This is a genomic window from Bacillus sp. FSL M8-0049 (assembly GCF_038593355.1).
Classification (GTDB): domain Bacteria; phylum Bacillota; class Bacilli; order Bacillales; family Bacillaceae; genus Bacillus; species Bacillus safensis.
Genome location: NZ_CP151986.1, coordinates 2461049 through 2485219, shown reverse-complemented (window position 1 = coordinate 2485219; position 24171 = coordinate 2461049). Strand labels below are relative to the sequence as shown.

Sequence of the window (24171 nt, the reverse complement as noted above, 5' to 3'; positions counted from 1 at the left end):
TTTCTCATATTTAGGATGGTTGTGAAGGCACGATGTGAGCGCCGTTTTTACTATAATGTATAATGCCTCTTGTAGTCTCTTCATACTTATTGGTCTCTGTATTGTAATGCTCTCCTATGACTTGACCAAAATCCACTCTTTCTTTATTTTTTGTTTTTAACATATCACCAGTACCTGCATGTTTATCAAGCAATTTTTGTGCTTTTTTATTATCTCCAAAGAAGATACTCTTTGTTTTTTACCATTAGCTATCTCCTGTTTATAGTTAGGTGTATCAGGAATATGTTTCTCTTGAACACCTGGTTTTACTTTTGCCGGGAAACCATTTACTTCACGATACGGACCTTTTGGTACGGAATGTTTGCCGAAGGAAGGTGTTTTGACAATCTTCTTGGCTGCTTTATCTCCTTTCATTATTTTAAATGCGTATTTTCCAACTTTAGCGATTTTAGCTCCTGGTATCATGTACAAGCTTGATACTAGACGGTCCATGTCAGCAACTTTGTCACCTGTGACAGGGTCTCTCCCTGTGATGACTTGAATGGCATCATTTATTCCTGTAAATTCAACCGCTGTATGTAAGATTTTTGAGGTTTGTTCACCCGTTTTCACATCAGAAATTTTTGTGATGCTTTCAATATTCACTTTGTTTTGATCCGATATTCGTAACCGATATAGCATTCCATCTCGAATAACTTCAACTGTTTTGTCTTTTTTAGCGCACTGCTGTACTCTTCAATGACAATCTGAAAGAATTGCAAAAAGGGAATGTGACACTCCATATAAAAATCTTTTATCGCAAAGCCATGGGTTTTTTAAAATTGTTCTCTGATTATAGTCTCAGGCAGTTTCTGATTGAACTTGCTATTTTAAGAGGCTCTCTTTAGTAAGGCCCTTTCTAATGCTTTTTTACTATTAATTTCTCCTTAAAAAGATCAATTATTCTATAAAAATTTAAAAACACTCCGATAATGAAGAAGTAAGATAATGAAAAGGGAGTGTTATTTTTGAAAAAATGGATCGTCATGATGTTACTAGTAATTCTTTCATTCACGCAGTCAATTCAAATGGTACATGCGGCTAAGGATGAGTGGAATCAATTAGCTGATTTGCCAACAGCAAGAGTGGGAGCTGTAGCTAATGCTGTAGATGGGAAAATTTATGTAATTGGTGGGTTTAATGCGGACAAAGAAACGTTAGAATATGATCCATCTATAAATAAATGGACTAAAAAAAATAATATACCAACTGGAAGAGGGGGAGCAGCATCAGTAGTAGTAGGTTCAAAAATTTATGTCCTTGCTGGAAAACATACGGGTTTTACTTATAATAAGTTCGAAGTGTATGATACAAAAAAAGATGAATGGGAAAAACTACCTGATATTCCCTTTATCAGCAAATCAAAAGGCTCTTATAACGTTCAAGCGGGTGTTATTGGAAATAAAATTTATGTACTAGGCGGTAAAGAATTTTTTAGTTATGATCTAACCAGTCAAACATGGAAAGAGGAAGCTCCTCTAAATGTGAAAACAGAGGGTGCAACCGGTTTAGTTTTAAAAGAGAAGTTTTATATCATTGGACAGAACGATAATCGCCAAGTTTTTGAGTATGACACAAACAAAGGAGTTTGGTCATTTAAGAAAAAAAATCTTTCAGGTTATTTAACTGGCGTTACTTATAAAGGAAATATGATATTTCCTGCCTCTTCAACTAGAAAATTAAATATTTATGATGCTAATAAAGAAGAAATTATAGGTGTTGATGTACCTTATCACAATCCTCGTATAGGTGCTTCCTCTGTCATTATTGACGATACTTTATACGTTATTGGCGGTCGAGATTATAATGTGAATTATACAGAGATTGCAGATCAAAACTACAAATCCGTCATCTCTTTATCTTTAAAAGACCTGCAATTCCCAAACAACACAGAAACACCTGGTGACAAAGATCCAGAACCAACCACACCGCCTAAAGATGATGCAAACGATGAAGACGGCGATGCCCTTCTCATCATCACCATGGTCAATGGCTTACAGAAAGAGTATGACCTTTCAATGAAAGAAGTCAACGCTTTCCTATCCTGGTACAAAAAACGTGATGCCGGAGAAGGACCAGGTTTTTATGAAATTGATGAGCATGACAACAACAAAGGTCCTTTTGAAAGTAAAAAGGATTATGTGGTGTTCAAAAACATTCTCATGTTCGAAGTCAATAAATATAAGAAGTAAATGAAATCAATGCCATCTAGTCCAACTAGGTGGCTTTTGCGTTAGTTCGACAGCTTTCAGCAATTTTAAGGCAAATTTAAGATCGAATTTCATTTCAAATACATTAAATCTTTGTTACAATAAGACAGCTTTGCTCAAAAGAGACGTTCCAAGGTTCGACATTTTTTTAGCATTTCTTAAAAATTTTATCGTTTGATATGAAACTCTTTGAATGAGTCATGCGTCTCTATAAGTGTCAAAAGAAAAGAGGTTATCAATATGCTATTCAAAAAGCTATCAGAAAATAAGTCTGTAAAATGGATAGGATATACAAGCTTTTACTTACTTATTTTGCTATTATTGTTCTTTATTTACGGATTCCATACAGCAAATACGGGATCATTCATTTACAACGATTTTTAATTGGAGATTAAATTATGAAACTATTACAAACGATTCATGAATACCAGCAAACGAAACCAACACAGCCAGCATTTGTTTCTCAACATGCTTCGATCACATATGATGAGCTTTGGCATTTATCAGACCAAATGGCTGGTGCGATCGATGCAGTCGCAGCTGGCAGTGAACCTGTCATTGTATACGGTCATATGGAGCCAGAGATGCTGATTTCTTTCTTAGGCAGTGTGAAATCAGGCAGACCATATATTCCGGTCGACATCTCAATACCTGTCGAGCGTATCGTCTCAATTATTGAAAGCTCAAAAGCCAGTCTATTGATTTGTGCAAATGAGCAGAATGTATTAGATGTAGAAGAACACATTGAAGTGAAGAGTGCGGCATCGCTTTTAGCACTTGAAAAAGAAGCACCGCCATTCACGCAGTGGGTTCAACAAGATGATGTTTTCTACATTATTTATACTTCTGGCAGTACAGGAAAACCGAAAGGCGTTCAGGTAACTGCCAATAATTTAGAAAGCTTTACAGATTGGATGTGCCGTGACTTCCCAATTGGTGAGCGACGCACATTCTTAAATCAAGCACCATTTTCTTTTGACTTATCAGTGATGGATCTTTATCCAGCGCTTCAATCAGGCGGCACGCTTTACTGTTTAGTAAAAGATCTCGTCAATAAGCCAAAGGATATGTTTGCAGCACTTGGTCAATCTGACGTTGAAGTGTGGACATCAACACCTTCTTTTGTGCAAATGTGCTTAATGGACCCTTCCTTTACAGGGGAGCTTTTACCTGAGCTGAAAGTTTTCTTGTTCTGCGGTGAGGCGCTTCCTGTAGCTGTAGCAAGTGCACTTCTGGAGCGTTTTCCAAAGGCGCAGGTCTTTAATACGTATGGTCCGACTGAAGCAACTGTTGCGATCACATCAATTGAAGTCACGCAGGCGATTCTTGATCAGCACGATTCTTTACCAGTCGGCTATGCCAAACCTGATACAGACATCGTCATTTTAGATGAAGAAGGCAAGACACTTCCTGATGGTGAAAAAGGGGAAATTGTCATCGTGGGCCCAAGCGTCACGAGAGGCTACTTAGGTGAACAAGCCTTAACGGATAAAGTGTTCTTTGAATACGAGGGACGCCCTGCTTACCGTACAGGTGACGCAGGTGTGGCGCAGGATGGATTAATTACGTGCCATGGCCGTCTCGACTATCAAATTAAGCTTCATGGATATCGGATGGAGCTTGAAGAAATTGAATATCATGTGAGCGAGACAACCTATGTCAATGCTTGTGTGATTGTGCCATTCCAGCCAAACGGTCATGTCGAGTACTTGATTGCAGCGATTGTTCCAGCAGCTCATTCATTTGAAAAAGAGTATCAGCTGACAAGTGCGATTAAGAAGGAAATGGCGGATTCACTGCCAGCGTACATGATTCCAAGAAAATTTGTGTATCTTGAGCAGCTGTACATGACGCCAAACGGGAAGGTTGACCGTAAGAGAATCGCGAAAGAGGTTCTTCTATGATTCCGTTTAGTTCATTCTTTTTCTTCATTCTAATTGGTATTCTTCTTTTGCCGACGATCATTCTTGGTCTTCGCGGCAAAAGAATGCAGGGCTACAACATGTTTGCAACGGTGGTGGCGCTGGCACTTATTTTCTCAAAGGATGCCCATGGCGCGCTGCTGCTCTTCTTGTTCACGGTGTGGCAAGTCTTCATCATCCGCCTGTACCTTGCATATCGGTTAAAGGCGAATCAGGCATCTGTTTTCTATGCAGCAGTGGTGGCATCTATTTTGCCGCTTGTGCTGTCTAAGATTTTACCATTCTTTTTAACTCATCAGCCGCACCAGCCGCCGCCAATGAACTGGCTGAGCTTTTTGGGGATCTCGTACTTAACATTTAAAGGTGTTCAGTTAATTATTGAAACAAGAGACGGCTTGATTAAGAAGAAAATCCCGATTCACCGTTTGGTCTATTTCATTGTCTTTTTCCCGACGATTTCATCAGGTCCGATTGACCGTTACCGCCGATTTGAAAAGGATATGGATACGCCGCCTGAAAAAGAAGCATACAGTGATCTTCTATATGCCGGTATTCATAAAATTTTTATTGGCTTCTTATATAAGTTCATTATTGGCTATCTGATTCACACATATATTCTGATGAATATCCATCACATTAGCAGCAGTCACTTTGTTCAGCAGTTAACATATATGTATGCTTACAGCATGTATTTGTTCTTTGACTTTGCTGGATATACAGCATTTGCTGTAGGTGTGAGTTATATTATGGGGATTAAATCACCAGAGAACTTTAATAAACCGTTTATCAGCCGAAACATTAAAGACTTCTGGAATCGCTGGCACATGTCCCTGTCCTTCTGGTTCAGAGACTACGTGTTTATGAGATTTGTGTTCTTTATGACTAAAAAGAAGTGGATCAAGAACCGAATGGCTGTATCAAATATTGGGTACTTTGTCCTTTTTCTATTGATGGGTGCTTGGCATGGTCTTGCCCTTCAATATATTATTTACGGACTATATCATGCAGTTGTCATGTCCGGTTACAATTTATTTGAGAAATGGAATAAAAAGCACAAGTGGTGGCCGGATAATAAGGTCACAATGGTTGTGTCGATCATTATTACATTCCATGTGATTTGTTTCGGATTTTATATTTTTTCAGGAAAACCATTTCATCATTAATGATTAAGGGAGTAGAAAATTATGGAATTTAAAAATCAAGTATACGGTATTATTGCAGAGGTTTGTCAGGATGACGTTGTGAAAGAAAATCCAGAGATTGCGATTTTTGAAGAAGGTCTTCTTGATTCATTTGGTACAGTAGAACTGCTTATGGCAATTGAAAGTCAACTCGGAATCACTGTTCCGATTACAGAATTCGATCGTGATGTGTGGGATACGCCGAATCATATTGCTGAGCAGCTGGCAGAGATGAAGTAATGAAAAAGCGTTTTTTTGGGCCGCTTATTTTAGCGGCTGTTCTATTCATTGGTGTTCTTCTTGTACCAAATGCATGGCTTTCACACCTGATCCCAAAAGACAAATTACAAAAGTCAGCCACAGAATTAGATCCAGGGATGTTTCAAGGGCTCTATTTACAAGATGAAATGCTAAAAGATCCAACTTATTTGCCGATCTATGGATCTTCTGAACTATCACGTTTTGATCCATATCACCCTTCGAATTTCTTTCATGAGAATCCTCAAGGGTTTACACCTTATCTTATTGGAAAAGGTGGATCGCAATCATTAATTCATGCGATGAACTTCGCAGCGCATATGGATGAATTAAAAGGGAAGAAGCTTGTATTTATCGTGTCTCCGCAGTGGTTTGTGAAATGGGGATCTGACGAGAATCACTTTGCACCTAACTATTCAGCGCTTCAAGCGCTGAATCTCGCCTATAATAAAGAAATTGATCCAACTGTGAAAAAAGAACTGATTAAAAGAATCATGAAGTTTAAAGCAGTCAAAAACGACATGGTGATTACAGAGCTTTTTAAAGCAGAGCTATCTGGGAACAAGTTCGCTTATGGCGCGATTTCTCCTATTGCGAAAATGTATTATGGTATGCTTCAAAAGAAAGACATGTACTATACGATTGGATCGGGGCATGAGCGCAAGCTTCAACCGTCTCCTTCAGTCAAAGGAAAAACATGGGCTGAGCTTGAAAAAGAAGCGAGCATTTTTGGTGCGAAAAGAGCAGGGGACAACCCGTTTTATATTAACCAAAAACTGTTTGACCACAAGCTGAAACCGATTATGAAAAAGATGAAGGATTCCCGTGAAGGTCATTCTTATGCCGAATCACCAGAATACAAAGATTTTCAAATCATGCTGGATATTTTAAAACAGGCAGGGGCGAAGCCTTTGTTTGTGACGATTCCTGTCAACGGAAAGTGGTATGATTACACCGGTTTTCCGAAAGAAGGCCGTACAGGTTATTATGAAAAAATCAATCGTCAAATTCGAGATAATGGGTATGAAGTCGCGGATTTGACTAAGCATGAGTACGATCCATATTTCTTTAAAGATACGATTCATGTGTCTTATAAAGGATGGGTGTACATCGATAAGGCAATTGAAAAGTTTTACAAAGAGCAGTAGAATGCAGCAGCTTTCTGCTGCTTTTTGTTTGTCGAATCAGCGGATATCTTGTATAACTGAGGGAAAAGGGCTATGCTGTAGATGGAGGCGATATGATGAATCGTTCTGAGAAAAAAGAACTATTAAAGCGTTCAAAGAAGCATTTTAATGATCATGCCTTTTGGGAAAAGTTAAAAAAGACGGCACAAAAAGCAGGTGTCTCTCTTGTCTATGCTGTGCTATTACTTTACTATACATTGCAAAAACCCGAAGTGCCGGTCAAAGCAAAGACCTTGATTATTGGAGCACTCGGCTATTTTATCCTTCCACTTGATCTCATTCCGGATACATTGATTGGCGTCGGCTACACAGATGATTTAGGAGCCATCACATTTGCTCTGCTTCAAGTAGCAATGTACATTGATGATGATGTGAAAGGGAAAGCAAAAGACAGGCTGTCAAAATGGTTCGGTGAAAAAACGGATACGTCTCTGATTGATCAAAAGCTTGAGGATGGCGGTATGCCGTCTGCATAAAGAAAAGCCTCCGTTATTGGAGGCTTTTTTCTTTACCCTAAAAATTTCACGCAAACTGGATGAGGGACGGTAATGTCTGATTGTAAGACAGTGAGACGTCCTGTTTCTTTGTCGCGTTTGTATAACACAAGATTGCTAGATTCTTGGTTTGAACCGACGAGGAATTCTTCTGTTGGATCAAGCACAAAATCTCTAGGCCAGTTTCCTTCAGAAGAAGCAATCTCGACTAGGCTTAATTGGCCGTCATCATCTGCTTTAAAAATCGCAATGCTATCATGACCGCGATTTCCTGCATAAACAAATTGTCCGTCTGAAGAGACATTAATGGCACTGCCTTGATTGTTCTCTGTAAAATCGCTTGGAATGGTCGCGATTGTTTGGATCTCTTCAAAATGACCATCTTCAAAGTAACGAAGCACAATGACCTCGGAGCTTAGCTCTGTCATTACATATGCCACAGGTTTCGTTGGGTGGAATGTGATATGACGAGGTCCGCTGCCAGGCTTTGTTTCAAATGTATGAGCAAGCTCAAGTTTGCCGTCTTCTTTCTTATACGTATAAATTCCATCTGTTCCAAGGTCAACAGCTACTGCAAATTGTTCATCTGGCGTGAGACCCATAAAGTGAGTGTGCGGTTTTTCCTGACGATCTTCGTTAGGGCCAGTTCCTTCATGCTGCGCCTGTGAGAGCGTGCGGATCACTGAGCCAGTTTCAGCATCGATTTCATACATCTCTGCTGTCCCTTTATGATAATTCGCTGTATACGCCGTTTTCGTTTGACTGTCCACGCTGACGTGGCAAGGAGAAGCTCCATCGGCAAGCTCTTGGTTGATGAAGTGAAGTCTGCCTGTCGTTGAATCAATTTGATACGCAGCAAGGCCGCCCTGTGAGCCCTTTTTCACAACAGCATAAACAAACTTTTGATCCTCTGACACGGTTAAATATGTAGGATTTTCAAGTTCAGCAGCGACTTCTACTTGCTCAATCTGCTGCTTGTCCGTATTTAATGTAAACGTATAAACACCTTTACTGTCTGCCTTTGTATACGTACCAATATAACCTCTGATGTTAGCCATGTATTGCCCTCCTTCTATTAGATGCTCTCATTCTATCATAAATTCATAGGAAAACGCTTTAGAAAGGCATGTCAAAAGAAAAAACGAAGTCATTGAAATCTCACAATATTCATCAAAAATCATGTGAAAAAATATCACAAAAGTTTTCTCAAAAGAAAAGCGTTCATGTAAAGTAAATAAATTGAAGAAAAAATACAAAAAATTTTAAGTTTTTTCATTCCTTGTCTAGCAAAGGTGTAAGCGTATACATTTAATTTTGATTAGTCTAAATTGTCTAATAATTTTAAAAATGCTGTTGACACTGTATGGAAAGCGGCGTAAGATGGGTTCAACAAAAGCTAAACAAACACGCAGTGCAAGCGAGAGACACTTCAATATAAAGTGTCTGAAAATTCAACTACTTTTTGTTTGAAAGAGAGGGTGCTCACTGAAAATGGAAGACCAAAAGGAACAGTGGATCTTTTTAAACGATGAACTCGTGAAAAAAGAGGATGCGAAAATTTCAGTTTACGATCATGGCTTCTTATATGGCGACGGTGTGTTCGAAGGGATTCGCGTATATAACGGAAATATCTTTCGAATGAAAGAACATTTAGACCGCCTGTATGATTCCGCCAGATCCATTATGCTGAACATTCCATATTCACTTGAGGAACTCACGGAGAAAATGATTCATACAGTTGAAAGGAACGGCCTAAAGGATGCCTATATCCGCCTTGTCGTCTCAAGAGGAGCAGGTGATCTTGGATTAGATCCTAACAACTGCGGGAGAGCCAATACAGTGATCATTGTAGAGCCGCTGGCCATTTTTCCAAAGCACCTATATGAAACGGGTATTGATATTGTGACGGTTCCAACAAGACGAAATCGTCCAGATGTCCTTAGCCCAAAAGTGAAATCATTAAATTATTTGAATAACATTCTTGTCCGAATTGAAGCCCATATGGCCGGTGTGAGTGAAGCGCTGATGCTGAACGATCAAGGGTACGTGGCGGAAGGTTCTGCTGACAACGTGTTTATTTATAAAAAAGGCAAGCTTTATACACCGCCAGGTTATATCGGCGCACTTGAAGGCATTACAAGAAATGCCATCATGGAGATTGCAGAAGACTTAGGATACGAAGTGAAAGAAGAACCATTCACAAGACACGATGTGTATACAGCTGAAGAAGTATTTCTAACAGGAACCGCAGCCGAAGTCATCGCCGTTGTAAAAGTTGACGGCCGTACAATCGGTGAAGGGAAACCTGGATTCCACACAAACAAACTTCTTGAACAATTCCGCAAGCGAGTAGTTGAAGAAGGAGAAAAAGTCGTTTTTGCAAATGAAAACATTCATGCAAGCTAAATAGATATCGATAAACGTTGAAGAGGACTAGTAGCTTTAGAGTCAGTATCTACAGAGAGCCGGTGCTAGCTGGAAACCGGTGTTACTTTCTAAAGTGAACTCACCTCTGAGTGTCTGCTTGAAATGATAGTAGGGCAGACCGAGTGACATTGCTCACTCGTTACCAAAATGGACGAAAGATGTCCATGAGACGGCAGCAGGATATGCCGTGAACAAGGGTGGTACCGCGAAAAAACAAAGCTTTTTCGCCCCTTTGACCTAGTGAAAAGTAGTGTCATTGTGGGGTGAGAAGGCTTTTTTATATGGTCTCATATCTCTATCTTGAATAGAAAAGGGTGAAAGGACTTGACTGAAGCAAGACAAAGAGGAGGAAATCAAATGGGGACAAATGTACAAATGGAGACGGAAAAATCAAAAGCGCCACAAACGATGAACGGTGCACTCATGTTAATTGAAGCACTTAAAAGAGAAAAAGTAGAAGTCATTTTCGGCTATCCGGGCGGAGCGGTTTTGCCAATCTACGATAAAATTTACGATTCTGGTTTATTTCATGTCCTGCCAAGACATGAGCAGGGAGCGATTCACGCAGCAGAAGGATACGCAAGAGTATCTGGTAAACCGGGTGTTGTCATAGCCACATCAGGGCCGGGAGCGACAAACCTTGTGACAGGAATTGCAGATGCGATGATTGATTCACTTCCCCTTGTTGTATTCACAGGGCAGGTGGCAACGTCAGTCATTGGATCGGATGCTTTCCAAGAAGCTGATGTACTCGGCATCACAATGCCAATTACAAAGCACAGCTACCAAGTAAGAAATCCAGAGGAATTACCGGGTGTCATTAAAGAGGCGTTCCATATCGCAACAACAGGCAGACCTGGTCCAGTCTTGATTGATATTCCAAAAGATGTCGCAGGCATTGAAGGAACGTTTGAATATGATCAGCCAATTGATTTACCTGGTTATCAGCCAAAAGTAGAGCCAAACTATTTGCAAATTCGCAAATTAGTAGAAGCTGTCAGCAGAGCGAAGAAACCAGTCATTCTAGCAGGAGCTGGCGTTCTTCATGGCAAAGCATCTGAAGAATTAAGACAGTATGTAGAGCAGCAGCAAATCCCAGTCGCTCATACATTGCTTGGACTTGGCGGATTCCCGGCAAAGCATCCTCTTTTCCTAGGGATGGCCGGTATGCATGGCACATATGCAGCGAACATGGCTCTTCATCAATGTGACCTGCTCATTTCAATCGGAGCAAGATTTGATGACAGGGTAACAGGCAACCTTAATCATTTTGCGAAACATGCGAAGGTGGCTCATATTGACATCGACCCAGCGGAAATTGGCAAGAACATTCATACCCATATCCCGGTTGTTGGAGACAGTAAGCTCGTTCTTGAAGAGCTGATCAAGCAGGACGGGAAGCAAGGGGAATCAGACGAATGGAAAAATCAATTAGATCAGTGGAAGGAAGAATATCCACTCTGGTACGTTGAAAACGAAGCAGAAGGCTTTAAGCCTCAAAAGCTGATTGAATACATTCATCAATTCACAAAAGGTGAAGCCATTGTCGCAACTGATGTCGGACAGCATCAAATGTGGGCGGCACAGTTCTATCCATTTGAAAATGCAGATAAGTGGGTCACATCTGGAGGTCTTGGCACAATGGGCTTCGGATTACCAGCAGCCATCGGCGCTCAGCTGGCTGATCAAGAGGCAACTGTTGTGGCAATTTTAGGAGACGGAGGTTTCCAAATGACCCTGCAAGAACTTGCCGTTATCCGTGAGCTGAACCTTCCAGTCAAAGTGATTGTACTCAATAATCACAGCCTTGGAATGGTAAGACAATGGCAAGAAATTTTCTACGAAGAACGCTACTCACATTCTAAATTTTCAGAGCAGCCAGACTTCGTCAAATTATCTGAAGCTTATGGCATTAAAGGAATCAGAATCTCATCAGACGAAGAGGCGAAAGAAAAGCTTGAAGAAGCCTTAACCTCTAGAGAGCCTGTTTTCATCGATGTCAATGTAGCGAGAGATGAAAAAGTATTCCCGATGGTAGCACCGGGGAAAGGACTTCATGAGATGGTGGGGGTGAAACCTTGAAAAGAATTATTGTGTTGACTGTATTAAATCGATCAGGCGTACTGAACAGAATCACAGGCCTCTTTACTAAAAGACACTACAACATTGAAAGCATTACGGTCGGCCATTCTGAGATTCAAGATGTATCACGCATCACGTTCGTCGTCCATGTAGACCAGGAGAAAGACATCGAACAGCTGACAAAACAGCTGAACAAACAAATCGATGTTCTGAAAGTAACAGACATTACAAACCAATCAATCGTTCAGCGAGAGCTGGCTTTGATAAAAGTCGTATCTGCACCAGCATCAAGAATGGAGATCACAGGGGTCATTGAACCTTTTAGAGCTTCTATTGTAGATGTAAGCAGAGAGAGTGTCGTCATTCAGGTGACAGGTGAGTCTTCAAAAATTGAAGCACTCATTGAATTACTTAAGCCATACGGCATTAAAGAAGTCGCCAGAACTGGCACCACGGCCTTTGCGAGAGATAATCAGCAAAAGCCGCAAACAAATAAAACAATTTCAATTGTCTAAACAAAAGGAGAGAGTCAAATGGTAAAAGTATATTATAACGGTGATATTCAAGAAAACGTATTAAATGGTCAAAAGGTAGCAATCATTGGTTACGGTTCACAAGGTCATGCACATGCGTTGAACTTAAAAGAAAGCGGCGTAGATGTTATTGTCGGCGTGAGAAAAGGCGGATCTTATACAAAAGCACAAGAAGACGGCCATCAAGTGTTCACAGTAAAAGAAGCAGCAGCACAAGCAGACGTAGTCATGGTACTACTTCCAGATGAGCAGCAAAAGAAAGTATATGATGAAGAAATCAAAGATCAATTAGAAGCTGGCAACTCACTTGTATTCGCACACGGATTCAACGTTCACTTCCATCAAATTGTTCCTCCAAGTGACGTAGACGTGTATCTTGTAGCTCCAAAAGGTCCAGGACATCTTGTGAGAAGAACATATGAGCAAGGCGCTGGTGTACCTGCCCTATTTGCTATCTATCAAGATGTATCTGGCCAAGCGAAAGACAAAGCACTTGCTTATGCAAAAGCGATCGGCGGAGCAAGAGCGGGCGTTCTTGAAACAACATTTAAAGAAGAAACAGAAACGGATCTATTCGGTGAGCAGGCAGTTCTTTGTGGAGGTCTTACTTCACTAGTAAAAGCAGGATTCGAAACGTTAACAGAAGCTGGTTATCAGCCAGAGCTTGCATACTTCGAGTGTCTGCATGAACTGAAATTAATCGTTGACCTTATGTATGAAGAAGGATTAGAAGGCATGAGATATTCAATCTCTGATACAGCACAATGGGGTGACTTCGTATCAGGACCTCGTGTTGTGGATGCAAAAGTAAAAGAATCAATGAAAGCTGTTTTGACTGATATCCAAAACGGAACATTTGCAAAAGAATGGATTGTTGAAAACCAAGTGAATCGTCCGCGTTTCAATGCAATCAATGCAAATGAAAATGAGCACCAAATTGAAATCGTTGGTAGAAAGCTTCGTGAAATGATGCCTTTCGTTAAACAAGGAAAGAAAAAGGAAGCGGTGAGCGTCGGTGCGGAAAATTAATTTTTTTGACACAACACTTCGAGATGGAGAGCAATCTCCAGGAGTGAACTTAAATGCACAAGAAAAGCTAATCATTGCAAAGCAGCTTGAGCGCCTTGGGGTTAATATCATTGAAGCGGGTTTTCCCGCTTCATCCCGAGGGGATTTCTTAGGCGTACAAGAAATAGCAAGAACGATTAAAAGCTGTTCTGTAGCTGGTCTTGCACGATGTGTGAAAGGTGACATTGATGCTGCATGGGAAGCATTAAAAGATGGAGTGGAGCCAAGGCTTCATGTCTTTATTGCCACTTCTGACATTCACCTGAAGCATAAACTCAAGAAAACACGTGAAGAAGTCGTAGAACAGGCAGTCGCAATGGTGAAATATGCGAAAGAACGTTTTCCAGTTGTCCAATGGTCAGCAGAAGATGCGTGCCGTACAGATCTTGCTTTCTTGGCAGAAATTGTAGAAAAGGTGATTGACGCTGGGGCGAGTGTCATTAACTTGCCAGATACAGTTGGATACCTAGCGCCAAAAGAGTACGGAAACATCTTTAAATATATGAAGGAACACGTTCCAAATATCGACCGCGTCAACTTGTCCGCTCACTGTCACGATGATCTAGGAATGGCTGTGGCAAACTCACTTGCTGCCATTGAAAATGGAGCAGATCAAATTGAAACGGCTGTCAACGGAATTGGCGAGCGCGCTGGAAATGCTGCTTTAGAAGAAATTGCAGTAGCTCTTCATATTCGAAAAGACTTTTACCAGGTCGAATCAACGATTCAATTGAATGAAATTAAGCGTACAAGTGATGTAGTGAGCAAATACTCAGGAATGATTGTGCCGCGTAATAAAGCAGTCGTTGGAAACAACGCTTTTGCACATGAATCAGGTATTCACCAAGATGGTTTCCTCAAAGAAAAAACAACCTATGAAATTATTTCTCCAGAGCTTGTCGGTGTGACAACAGATGTGCTTGTCCTTGGAAAACACTCCGGAAGACACGCGTTTAAAGACCGTCTGAAAACACTAGGCTTTAAACTAACGGAAGACGAAATCAATAAATTCTTTGAGACTTTCAAGAACTTGACAGAGAAGAAGAAAGAAATTACAGATGATGATTTGATCTCTATTATATTAGAAGAAAAAGTAGCAGACCGAAAAATCGGCTATGAATTTGAAAGTCTGCAAGTGCACTATGGAACAGAACAAATGCCAACAGCAACAGTTTCTCTGAAAAACCAAGAAACACAGGAAGTCATTCAAGAAGCAGCTACAGGTGCAGGCAGTGTAGAGGCTGTGTACAACACGCTTGAGCGCTGTATGGAAGAAAGAATTCATTTGCTGGACTACCGCATTCAATCAAATGGAAAAGGCAGAGATGCACTAGCAGAAGTATATGTCACTGTTTCAATAGAAGGAAAAGAAACAGCAGGACGCGGTGTAGCGCAAGATGTACTTGAAGCATCGGCAAAAGCTTACGTCAATGCAGTGAACAGGCATTTAATCTTCAAATCAAATCTGATTGAAATTGAGAAACATCACGCGATTTCATAGGAAAGGAGGAAGGTTCTCATGAAAAAGAAAATTGCACTTTTGCCCGGCGATGGAATCGGACCGGAAGTCGTGACATCTGCAGTCGCAGTCCTTCAAGAGACAGCGGCTCAATTTAGACACGAATTCGAATTTGAAACTGCGCTAATTGGCGGTATCGCAATAGATGAAAAAAATAACCCGCTTCCAAAGGAAACAGTAGATGTATGCAAAGGCGCTGATGCGATTTTATTAGGAGCAGTCGGCGGACCAAAGTGGGATCAAAACCCGCCAGAGCTTCGTCCAGAAAAAGGCCTGCTCGCCATTCGTAAACAGCTGGACTTATTTGCCAACATCCGCCCTGTAAAGGTGTTCGATAGCTTAAGTGAGGCATCTCCGTTAAAACAAGATCACATTAACGGAGTTGATTTCGTCATCGTTCGTGAATTAACAGGCGGTCTCTATTTTGGTGAACCAAGCGAACGCTATACGGATGATGAAGGAAAAGAAGCTGCCGTTGATACGCTCCTTTATACAAAGGAAGAAATTGTCCGCGTATTAAAAGAAGCGTTCGATATGGCGTTAACAAGACGGAAAAAAGTGACGTCTGTGGATAAAGCGAATGTTCTTGCTTCTAGTAAACTATGGCGGGATGCAGTAGAAGAAGTTGCTGCCCAATATCCAGAAGTTGAATTTGAGCATATGCTCGTCGATAATGCTGCCATGCAGCTGATTTACAAGCCCGCTCAATTTGATGTCATTGTGACAGAGAATATGTTCGGCGATATTTTAAGTGACGAAGCTTCTATGATTACTGGATCACTCGGCATGCTGCCATCTGCTAGTTTATCAAGCACAGGCCTTCATTTATATGAGCCGATTCATGGTTCAGCACCCGATATTGCGGGGCAAAACGTTGCAAACCCTCTGGCAACCATTTTATCAGCAGCAAGCTTGCTTAGAACTTCCTTTGCATTAGAAGAAGAAGCGGCTGCAATAGAAGAAGCTGTCGAAGCTGTTCTTGCCTCTGGCAAACGAACAAAAGATTTAGCAGCAAAAGAGGGAACTTATCAAACGACTGAAGAAATCACTAATGCGGTTGTAGACGCACTCAAGCAGCGCGTGCAAACCATTGTGTAAATAGAATCTTGTGGAATTAGGTAGAGGGAGGAAAAGGGTTATGCCTCGAACAATCATCGAAAAAATATGGGATCAGCATGTAGTCAAAAGCGGCGAGGGAAAACCAGACCTTTTATATATTGATCTGCACTTGGTGCATGAAGTGACATCACCTCAAGCATTTGAAGGATTAAGACAAAAAGGGCGCAAGGTGAGAAGACCTCAAAACACGTTTGCGACGATGGATCACAACATCCCAACTGTGAATCGATTTGTGATCAAAGATGAGATTGCTAAAAAGCAAGTGAGTGCCTTAGAGCGCAACTGTGCGGAATTTGGCGTTCGTCTTGCTGACCTTCACAGTGTTGACCAAGGAATCGTCCATGTCGTTGGACCTGAGCTTGGATTGACACTTCCGGGGAAAACAATCGTTTGTGGAGATAGTCATACATCAACTCACGGCGCGTTTGGCGCACTTGCCTTTGGGATCGGTACTAGTGAGGTTGAACATGTACTTTCTACACAAACACTTTGGCAGCAGCGTCCGAAAACGCTAGAAATTAGAGTAGACGGAAAGCTTCAAAAAGGGGTAACCGCCAAAGATGTCATTTTAGCCGTCATTGGTGCGCACGGCGTGAAGTTCGGCTCAGGTTATGTCATTGAATACACTGGGGAAGTATTCAGAAACATGACGATGGATGAGCGGATGACCGTTTGTAATATGTCAATTGAAGCAGGCGCAAGAGCAGGATTGATTGCACCTGATGAAGTCACCTTCGAATATTGCCGCGGCCGCAAATATGCACCGCAGGGCGAAGACTTCGAAGCAGCTATTAAAGAATGGGAAGAACTTAGAACAGACCCAGGTGCAACCTACGATAAAACCATTGTGTTAGATGGAAATCAGATTTCACCAATGGTCACGTGGGGAATTAACCCAGGAATGGTACTCCCTGTGGATGCATCAATCCCAGGACCTGAGGACTTTGCACAAGAAGATGATCAAAAAGAAGCGATTCGTGCTTATGAATACATGGGTGTCCATCCGCATCAGCGTATAGAAGATATTACGATTGAGCATGTCTTTATCGGCTCATGTACGAACTCAAGAATGACTGATTTACGCCAAGCCGCTTCTATGATTGAAGGACAAAAAGTAGCAGATCATGTCAGAGCGATTGTGGTGCCTGGCTCTCAAAGTGTCAAATTGCAAGCAGAAAAAGAAGGTCTTCATGAAATCTTCCTTGAAGCAGGATTTGAATGGAGAGAATCAGGCTGCAGTATGTGCCTTAGTATGAATAACGATGTGGTACCGGAGGGTGAACGCTGCGCGTCCACATCAAACCGTAACTTTGAAGGGCGTCAAGGGAAGGGTGCGAGAACGCATCTTGTCAGCCCGGCAATGGCTGCAATGGCTGCGATACATGGCCGCTTTGTCGATGTCAGGAAGTTTAATCAAGAGAAAACAGTCGTGTAAGGAGTTGTCATAGATGGAGCCTTTAGTCACTCATAAAGGAAAAGCCGCTGTGCTTAACCGTATCAATGTAGATACAGATCAAATTATTCCGAAGCAATTTTTAAAAAGAATCGAACGAACAGGATATGGCCGCTTTGCCTTTTTCGACTGGCGTTATTTAGCCGATGGCAGCCCAAATTCAGATTTCGAACTAAATCAGCCGATCTATGAAGGAGCATCCATTTTGATCGCAGGGGAGAACTTTGGCTGCGGATCATCTAGGGAACATGCTCCTTGGGCGCTTGATGATTATGGCTTTAAAATTGTCATCGCACCATCATTCGCAGATATATTTCATCAAAACTGCTTTAAAAATGGGATGCTTCCGATTCGCCTTGATTATGATGTGTGGAAAACCTTCGCTGCGTCATATGAGAACAAAGGGTATGAGATGACGGTTGATCTTGAAAAACAGCAGATAGAAGATCATGAAGGGAATATCACCCCTTTTCAAGTCGACCCTCACTGGAGAGAAATGCTCCTAAATGGTTATGATGAGATTTCATTAACATTACTATTAGAAGATGACATTCAAGCATTTGAAGAAAAGCGCAGCAGCTGGCTGCGCGCTTAAGCAACGAGAAGCTGTCCGCCCGAGGTGTGACGGCTTCTTTTTTGCATGAAAACCTCTCGTTACTTGTGTTTACTAATCTTCGTTGGTAAACTGATAAAAAATATGCGCCCGAAAGGAACGTAAGCATGAAGCATGACAAGAAGAAAGATAATGTCATTTTGTTTCCTGGTCTGAAAGAAAGACTGATTGAAAAAGGAATGGCAGCATTAAAAGATAAACAGTATCAAGAGGCGCTTCACTTGTTTTCAGAAGCAAAATCGTATGATGACGATGAAGAATCCGATATTCACCTCGGAATGGCCATTTGTTTTCTGGAGCTGGGTGAGCTGCAGGATGCAAAGCGTGTTTGTGAAAAAATGCTGCATGAAGGATATGGTCACTATTTCACTGTGCTACAAGTGTATATGACGATCCTCATTCAGCTGAAAGAATATGAAGAAGTCAAACAGACGATTGAGGCTGTGCTCGAGGAAAACCACCTTCCAGCAGAAAGCGCGGAGCATTTTTACAAGCTGCTCGAATTTAGCAGAAAAATGATCGAATCACCTGAAGAGATTTTAGATGAAGATGAGGACGCCGGAAGTGAGATCAACATAGATGACATGCTAAAGCGGCCGGAAGAACAGGTACAGTTTATCCATTCGTTGAAAGACCGGAACATCACACCGCACATGGGTCTATTAAATACCATCTTACAAAACCCTGATGGGAACCCTTTGGTCAAATCAATGATCCTGCAGCTTCTGGCAGATCATGATGTGGCAAAGCCGGTTCATGTGACGAAATTCGGTGATTCTTTAACCCTTATTCCTTCTGAGGCTGTAAAGCCAGAGCAGATGCCGCTTCTCCAGCAAGTGCTTCGTATGCTCGATGACACGCTCGGCAATGAGAATCCGACCCTTTACCAAGGCGTGGAAGAGTTATGGCGCCGGCACTTATTTGTGCTGTATCCATTTCTTCCTAAATACACAGATCCGAGTCTTTGGGCAGCGGCACTTCATAAAGTCGGCTATGAAATGCATGGGATCGAGATTGAACTCGAAGAATTGCATTTATTGTATGAATTTAACGAACGAGAGCTGAGAGAAGCTTGCACAATGCTGAAAGATATTGAAGAAATTTCTTATTTGTAATTTGTCGATTTAGTTGAAAGACGGACTTGTTATGTTATAATATAATGGTTGTATTTGTGCATATATAGTGCAGTTGTCAGATTCCAACGGTTGAAAGACGATATGTATAATCAAGTCAAATGTTGTATACATAATGCAAGCTTCTTAGCGGAGTGCGTGGTTTTTGATTGGACGAAGTCTTTATGATGCTTTAGAATGGAGCAACGCACAATCTGAATAGATTTTTGGAGGGAAACACACATGTCAGTAAAATGGGAAAAACAAGAAGGTAACGAAGGCGTTCTAACTGTAGAAGTTGACGCTGAAACATTTAACAAAGCACTTGATGATGCATTTAAGAAAGTGGTTAAGCAAGTATCGATTCCTGGATTCCGTAAAGGGAAAGTACCACGTGGTCTTTTCGAGCAGCGTTTTGGTGTAGAATCTCTTTATCAAGATGCATTAGATATTCTTCTTCCAGTTGAATATCCAAAAGCAATCGACGAAGCTGGTATCGAGCCAGTTGACCGCCCTGAAATCGATGTTGAGAAAATCGAAAAAGGCGAAAGCTTAATCTTCACTGCAAAAGTAACTGTGAAGCCTGAAGTAAAACTTGGTGACTACAAAGGTCTTAACGTAGAAAAAGACGACACAGCTGTCACTGATGAAGATGTACAAGAAGAGCTAAAAGGCATGCAAAACCGTCAAGCAGAGCTTGTTGTCAAAGAAGAAGGCGCAATCGAAAACGGCGATACAGTTGTTCTTGATTTCGAAGGATTCGTTGATGGAGAAGCATTCGAAGGCGGAAAAGCTGAGAACTACTCTCTTGAAGTTGGTTCTGGTTCATTCATCCCAGGTTTCGAAGAGCAATTAGTTGGTCTTGAAGCTGGCGCTGAAAAAGACGTAGAAGTTACATTCCCAGAAGAATACCACGCTGAAGACCTTGCAGGTAAACCAGCTGTATTCAAAGTGAAAATTCATGAAATCAAAGCAAAAGAACTTCCAGCACTTGACGATGAGTTCGCTAAAGATGTTGATGAAGAAGTAGAAACGCTTGCTGAATTAACTGAAAAAACGAAGAAACGTCTTGAAGAAGCAAAAGAAAACGAAGCAGAAGGAAAACTTCGTGAAGAGCTAGTTGCGAAAGCTTCTGAAAATGCGGAAGTTGACATCCCACAAGCGATGGTTGACACAGAGCTAGACCGCATGATGAAAGAATTCGAACAACGTCTTCAAATGCAAGGAATGAACCTTGAGCTTTACTTCCAATTCTCTGGACAAGATGAAGATGCGCTGAAAGAGCAAATGAAAGAAGATGCTGCTAAACGCGTAAAATCTAACCTAACACTTGAAGCAATTGCTGCTGCAGAAAACTTACAAGTGTCTGACGAAGAAGTGGAAGAAGAACTTTCAAAAATGGCTGAAGCATACAACATGCCAATTGAAAATATCAAACAAGCGATCGGATCTACTGAAGCAATGAAAGAAGATCTAAAAGTTCGTAAAGCAATTGATTTTCTTGTAGAAAACCGTTAATATGGTGCATAATAATAAAACAGGGCGCGAGTGACTCGTGCCTTGTTTTGTACAATTTTTGACTTATCATCGCTTCTTTTGGAAACGATAGTGTAAGTCGCATCTTTCTGTCATACATATCTCAATGTGCAGTGTTAGAAACACATCGTTACCGTCTTTTAGGAAAGTATGGTAAAATGCATACATACTGGACCCAGAAAGGTAGCTGACTGTTAGCTACAGGCAAGTGAAGAAGAATAAGGGGTGAAAGAATGTTTAAATTCAACGAGGAAAAAGGTCAATTAAAATGCTCGTTTTGCGGAAAAACGCAAGATCAAGTGCGTAAACTGGTCGCAGGACCTGGCGTATATATATGTGATGAATGTATCGAGCTTTGCACGGAAATAGTTGAAGAAGAGCTCGGCACAGAGGAAGAAGTTGAATTCAAGGATGTTCCGAAGCCTCATGAAATTCGGGAGATTCTTGATGAATATGTCATCGGACAAGACAATGCGAAAAAATCCTTAGCTGTAGCGGTGTATAACCACTACAAACGGATCAATTCAAACAGCAAGATTGATGATGTTGAGCTTTCGAAAAGTAATATTTCTATGATTGGACCAACAGGAAGCGGTAAAACATTACTTGCTCAAACACTTGCACGTATTTTAAATGTTCCATTTGCGATCGCAGATGCTACATCATTAACTGAAGCAGGTTATGTTGGTGAAGACGTAGAGAATATTTTACTAAAGCTGATCCAGGCAGCGGATTATGATGTAGAAAAAGCGGAAAAAGGTATTATCTACATCGATGAGATCGATAAAGTAGCAAGAAAATCAGAAAACCCTTCTATCACTCGCGATGTATCTGGGGAAGGCGTCCAGCAAGCCCTTTTGAAAATTCTTGAAGGAACAGTCGCTAGTGTACCGCCTCAAGGTGGACGTAAGCATCCGCATCAAGAATTCATTCAAATTGATACGACGAACATCCTCTTCATTTGTGGAGGAGCCTTTGACGGGATTGAGCAAATCATCAAACGCCGCTTAGGTCAAAAAGTAATTGGATTCGGTGCGGAAAATAAAGTCGAAGATCTTGAAAAAGAAGTCCTTCTATCAAAAGTACTGCCAGAAGACTTGCTTCGCTTCGGTTTAATTCCAGAATTCATCGGCCGCCTGCCGGTTATTGCAAGCCTAGAGCCGTTAGATGAAAAAGCACTTGTAGAAATCTTGACGAAGCCTAAAAATGCGCTTGTTAAGCAATATACAAAAATGCTTGAGCTTGACGATGTAGAGCTTGAATTTGAAGAAGATGCTCTTAGCGAAATTGCGAAAAAAGCAATTGAGCGTAAAACAGGGGCTCGTGGTCTTCGCTCGATCATTGAAGGCATCATGCTTGATGTCATGTTTGACCTTCCATCTCGTGATGATATTGAAAAATGTGTCATCACTGGTGCAACGGTTGCTGATGGTGAGCCGCCGCGTCTTGTGTTAAAGGATGGCACAGTCGTCAATAAAGATACAAAAACATCTGCATAAGAGAAGTTATCACTCCTGAATCATTTTGATTCAGGAGTTTTTTATTTATCGCAGAAGACGTGTTTATTCCGTCCAGCTCTAGGAAATACTAGCAGACAGAAACCAATACATACGATAGATGAAGGAGGGAGCACCGATTGAGCTGGACAGGAATCGTATTATTTATACAGCTGTTCTTTGGTATCGTCATCGGGCTGTACTTTTGGAACTTACTGCGTAATCAGCGCACACAAAAGGTGACGATAGACAAAGAATCAAAAAAAGAAATGGAAGCACTCAGAAAGATGCGGTCAATCAAGCTGAGTGAGCCTTTATCAGAGAGAGTCCGGCCAAAGGGATTTCAAGATATTGTAGGGCAGGAAGACGGCATTCGTGCTCTAAAAGCAGCGCTGTGCGGACCGAATCCTCAGCATGTCATTGTCTACGGACCCCCGGGGGTTGGTAAAACAGCCGCTGCTCGTCTTGTCATGGAAGAAGCGAAACGTCATGCTGATTCACCGTTTAAGAAAGATGCGGTATTTGTAGAACTCGATGCCACAACCGCAAGGTTCGATGAACGGGGCATCGCAGACCCGCTCATTGGTTCCGTGCATGACCCGATTTACCAAGGGGCAGGAGCGATGGGCCAGGCAGGCATACCGCAGCCAAAACAAGGAGCCGTTACGCATGCGCATGGCGGGGTTCTGTTTATCGATGAAATTGGCGAACTGCATCCGATTCAAATGAACAAAATGCTGAAAGTCCTTGAAGATCGGAAAGTATTTTTAGACAGTGCTTACTACAGTGAGGAGAACACTCAAATTCCGAATCACATTCATGACATTTTTCAAAATGGACTTCCGGCTGATTTTCGATTGATAGGTGCCACGACAAGAACACCTGAAGAAATTCCACCAGCGATTCGATCGAGGTGTTTGGAAATTTTCTTTAAGGACCTTGACCAGCATGAACTGAAAATTGTCGCTGCTAAGGCTGTCCAGAAAATCCAAAAGGAATTATGTGATGAAGGGCTGAACCTGTTAACCTCATATGTGAAAAATGGCCGTGAAGCAGTCAATATGGTGCAGATCGCTGCTGGAATGGCCGTCACAGAAAACCGAAAAGACATCACGATCGCCGATGTCGAGTGGGTCATTCACTCAAGCCAGCTGACACCAAGATATGAACAAAAAGTACCGGAAAAGCCAAAAGTCGGTGTAGTGAATGGTCTGGCTGTCTACGGACCAAACAGCGGAGCCTTGCTCGAGATTGAAGTGAATATATGTAAGGCACTCGAAAAAGGAAGTATCAACATTACAGGCATTGCAGAAGAAGAAAGCATTGGCAGTCAATCGAAATCCATTAGACGAAAAAGTATGGCTAAAGGATCAGTTGAAAATGTATTAACAGTGCTGAGAAACTTGGGCATACGGACAAATGAATATGACATCCATATTAATTTTCCAGGCGGTGCCCCTATTGATGGACCGTCTGCTGGGATTGCCATGGCGGCGGCGATTTTCTCTGCCATTCATCAAATCCCGATTGATCATCTGACAGCGATGACAGGTGAAATTGGATTGCAGGGTCAGGTGAAGCCGATCGGCGGTGTGATACCGAAGATTAAGGCGGCGAAACAGGCTGGTGCCACAACCGTGATTATTCCTTATGACAACCAGCAGTCGATCTTAAAAGAGATTGAAGGCGTCACCATTGTGCCTGTGAAGCACTTCCAAGAAGTGCTGGATCAGTGTTTGGTCAACCCGCCAGACGAGAAGAAAGATGGACTAGAAGAGGAAATGAAAAGAAAATCTGTTTAATCCCCATCACATATGGGGATTTTTTAGTGAAATAGATCTTTTTTTCTTTTTCAAGATAAAAAGAAAGGGTATACTACGGTAAGATCATCATTTCTCAAGTCTTTTACATTGTACAAGACT

General features: G+C 41.5%; 21 protein-coding genes, 1 pseudogene and 1 other annotated feature. Of the genes and pseudogenes, 19 read left to right on the top strand and 3 right to left on the bottom strand.

What is annotated here, in order from left to right; genetic code table 11:
• Positions 1-10: 10 nt before the first annotated feature.
• Positions 11-558 (bottom strand): annotated as a pseudogene (locus NSU13_RS12815) (polymorphic toxin type 50 domain-containing protein); the annotation flags it as partial.
• Positions 559-641: 83 nt separating this feature from the next.
• Positions 642-782, bottom strand: coding sequence for a hypothetical protein (locus NSU13_RS12810; RefSeq protein WP_080769767.1), 141 nt, complete (start codon positions 780-782; stop codon positions 642-644).
• Between the two features lie 225 nt (positions 783-1007).
• Between NSU13_RS12810 and NSU13_RS12805 the strand changes: the two genes are divergently transcribed.
• From NSU13_RS12805 to NSU13_RS12775, 7 genes are all read left to right on the top strand, one after another.
• Positions 1008-2231 (top strand): DUF1668 domain-containing protein, encoded by a 1224-nt coding sequence (locus NSU13_RS12805; protein WP_211044153.1) that lies wholly within the window; start codon positions 1008-1010, stop codon positions 2229-2231.
• Between the two features lie 252 nt (positions 2232-2483).
• A complete protein-coding gene (locus NSU13_RS12800) occupies positions 2484-2633 on the top strand; it encodes a teichoic acid D-Ala incorporation-associated protein DltX (RefSeq protein ID WP_024427820.1) in 150 nt (49 codons plus the stop codon).
• A gap of 14 nt (positions 2634-2647) precedes the next feature.
• Positions 2648-4153 carry a D-alanine--poly(phosphoribitol) ligase subunit DltA gene (dltA, locus tag NSU13_RS12795; protein ID WP_101676802.1) on the top strand — a complete coding sequence of 502 codons (1506 nt, stop codon included), beginning with the start codon at positions 2648-2650 and terminating at the stop codon, positions 4151-4153.
• Positions 4150-5334, top strand: coding sequence for a D-alanyl-lipoteichoic acid biosynthesis protein DltB (gene dltB / locus NSU13_RS12790; protein ID WP_024427822.1), 1185 nt, complete (start codon positions 4150-4152; stop codon positions 5332-5334). The genes dltA and dltB overlap by 4 nt, the downstream gene beginning before the upstream one ends.
• 21 nt (positions 5335-5355) lie before the next feature.
• Entirely contained in the window at positions 5356-5592 is a 237-nt protein-coding gene (dltC, locus tag NSU13_RS12785) for a D-alanine--poly(phosphoribitol) ligase subunit 2 (RefSeq protein WP_024423191.1), read from the top strand.
• On the top strand, positions 5592-6758 hold the full coding sequence (gene dltD, locus NSU13_RS12780; RefSeq protein ID WP_025092477.1) for a D-alanyl-lipoteichoic acid biosynthesis protein DltD: 1167 nt from the start codon (positions 5592-5594) through the stop codon (positions 6756-6758). The genes dltC and dltD overlap by 1 nt, the downstream gene beginning before the upstream one ends.
• A gap of 95 nt (positions 6759-6853) precedes the next feature.
• Positions 6854-7273, top strand: a complete 420-nt coding sequence (locus tag NSU13_RS12775; RefSeq protein WP_034279788.1) for a YkvA family protein — start codon at positions 6854-6856, stop codon at positions 7271-7273.
• 32 nt (positions 7274-7305) lie between these two features.
• Here NSU13_RS12775 and NSU13_RS12770 read toward each other — a convergent pair whose 3' ends face one another.
• The gene (locus NSU13_RS12770; protein WP_342489547.1) at positions 7306-8349 is read right to left on the bottom strand and encodes a lactonase family protein; all 1044 of its coding nucleotides are present in this window, start codon (positions 8347-8349) and stop codon (positions 7306-7308) included.
• 433 nt (positions 8350-8782) lie between these two features.
• Here NSU13_RS12770 and ilvE point away from each other — a divergent pair, with 433 nt between their 5' ends.
• The 12 genes from ilvE to lonB all read left to right on the top strand — a co-directional run bounded on the left by ilvE (position 8783) and on the right by lonB (position 24051).
• The gene (gene ilvE, locus NSU13_RS12765) at positions 8783-9697 is read left to right on the top strand and encodes a branched-chain-amino-acid transaminase (RefSeq protein WP_070326430.1); all 915 of its coding nucleotides are present in this window, start codon (positions 8783-8785) and stop codon (positions 9695-9697) included.
• A gap of 8 nt (positions 9698-9705) precedes the next feature.
• Positions 9706-9953, top strand: a binding site (T-box leader).
• Positions 9954-10075: 122 nt separating this feature from the next.
• Positions 10076-11800 carry an acetolactate synthase large subunit gene (ilvB, locus tag NSU13_RS12760; protein ID WP_025092480.1) on the top strand — a complete coding sequence of 575 codons (1725 nt, stop codon included), beginning with the start codon at positions 10076-10078 and terminating at the stop codon, positions 11798-11800.
• Positions 11797-12315: an acetolactate synthase small subunit gene (gene ilvN / locus NSU13_RS12755; protein WP_007501584.1), complete on the top strand. Its 519-nt coding sequence runs from the start codon at positions 11797-11799 to the stop codon at positions 12313-12315. Before ilvB ends, ilvN begins: the two co-directional genes overlap by 4 nt.
• Before the next feature lie 18 nt (positions 12316-12333).
• Positions 12334-13362 (top strand): ketol-acid reductoisomerase, encoded by a 1029-nt coding sequence (gene ilvC, locus NSU13_RS12750; protein WP_024423187.1) that lies wholly within the window; start codon positions 12334-12336, stop codon positions 13360-13362.
• Entirely contained in the window at positions 13349-14902 is a 1554-nt protein-coding gene (locus tag NSU13_RS12745; RefSeq protein ID WP_034279793.1) for a 2-isopropylmalate synthase, read from the top strand. Before ilvC ends, NSU13_RS12745 begins: the two co-directional genes overlap by 14 nt.
• An 18-nt stretch (positions 14903-14920) precedes the next feature.
• The gene (gene leuB, locus NSU13_RS12740; protein WP_061109432.1) at positions 14921-16018 is read left to right on the top strand and encodes a 3-isopropylmalate dehydrogenase; all 1098 of its coding nucleotides are present in this window, start codon (positions 14921-14923) and stop codon (positions 16016-16018) included.
• 40 nt (positions 16019-16058) lie between these two features.
• The gene (gene leuC, locus NSU13_RS12735; RefSeq protein WP_025092482.1) at positions 16059-17474 is read left to right on the top strand and encodes a 3-isopropylmalate dehydratase large subunit; all 1416 of its coding nucleotides are present in this window, start codon (positions 16059-16061) and stop codon (positions 17472-17474) included.
• 13 nt (positions 17475-17487) lie between these two features.
• Entirely contained in the window at positions 17488-18087 is a 600-nt protein-coding gene (gene leuD, locus NSU13_RS12730; RefSeq protein ID WP_081124635.1) for a 3-isopropylmalate dehydratase small subunit, read from the top strand.
• A 125-nt stretch (positions 18088-18212) separates the two neighbouring features.
• Entirely contained in the window at positions 18213-19220 is a 1008-nt protein-coding gene (ddcA, locus tag NSU13_RS12725; RefSeq protein WP_034279801.1) for a DNA damage checkpoint antagonist DdcA, read from the top strand.
• 240 nt (positions 19221-19460) lie between these two features.
• A complete protein-coding gene (gene tig, locus NSU13_RS12720) occupies positions 19461-20735 on the top strand; it encodes a trigger factor (RefSeq protein ID WP_034279803.1) in 1275 nt (424 codons plus the stop codon).
• Between the two features lie 251 nt (positions 20736-20986).
• Positions 20987-22252, top strand: a complete 1266-nt coding sequence (gene clpX / locus NSU13_RS12715; protein WP_024423180.1) for an ATP-dependent protease ATP-binding subunit ClpX — start codon at positions 20987-20989, stop codon at positions 22250-22252.
• 137 nt (positions 22253-22389) lie between these two features.
• Positions 22390-24051 (top strand): ATP-dependent protease LonB, encoded by a 1662-nt coding sequence (lonB, locus tag NSU13_RS12710; RefSeq protein ID WP_024423179.1) that lies wholly within the window; start codon positions 22390-22392, stop codon positions 24049-24051.
• Positions 24052-24171 lie beyond the last annotated feature (120 nt).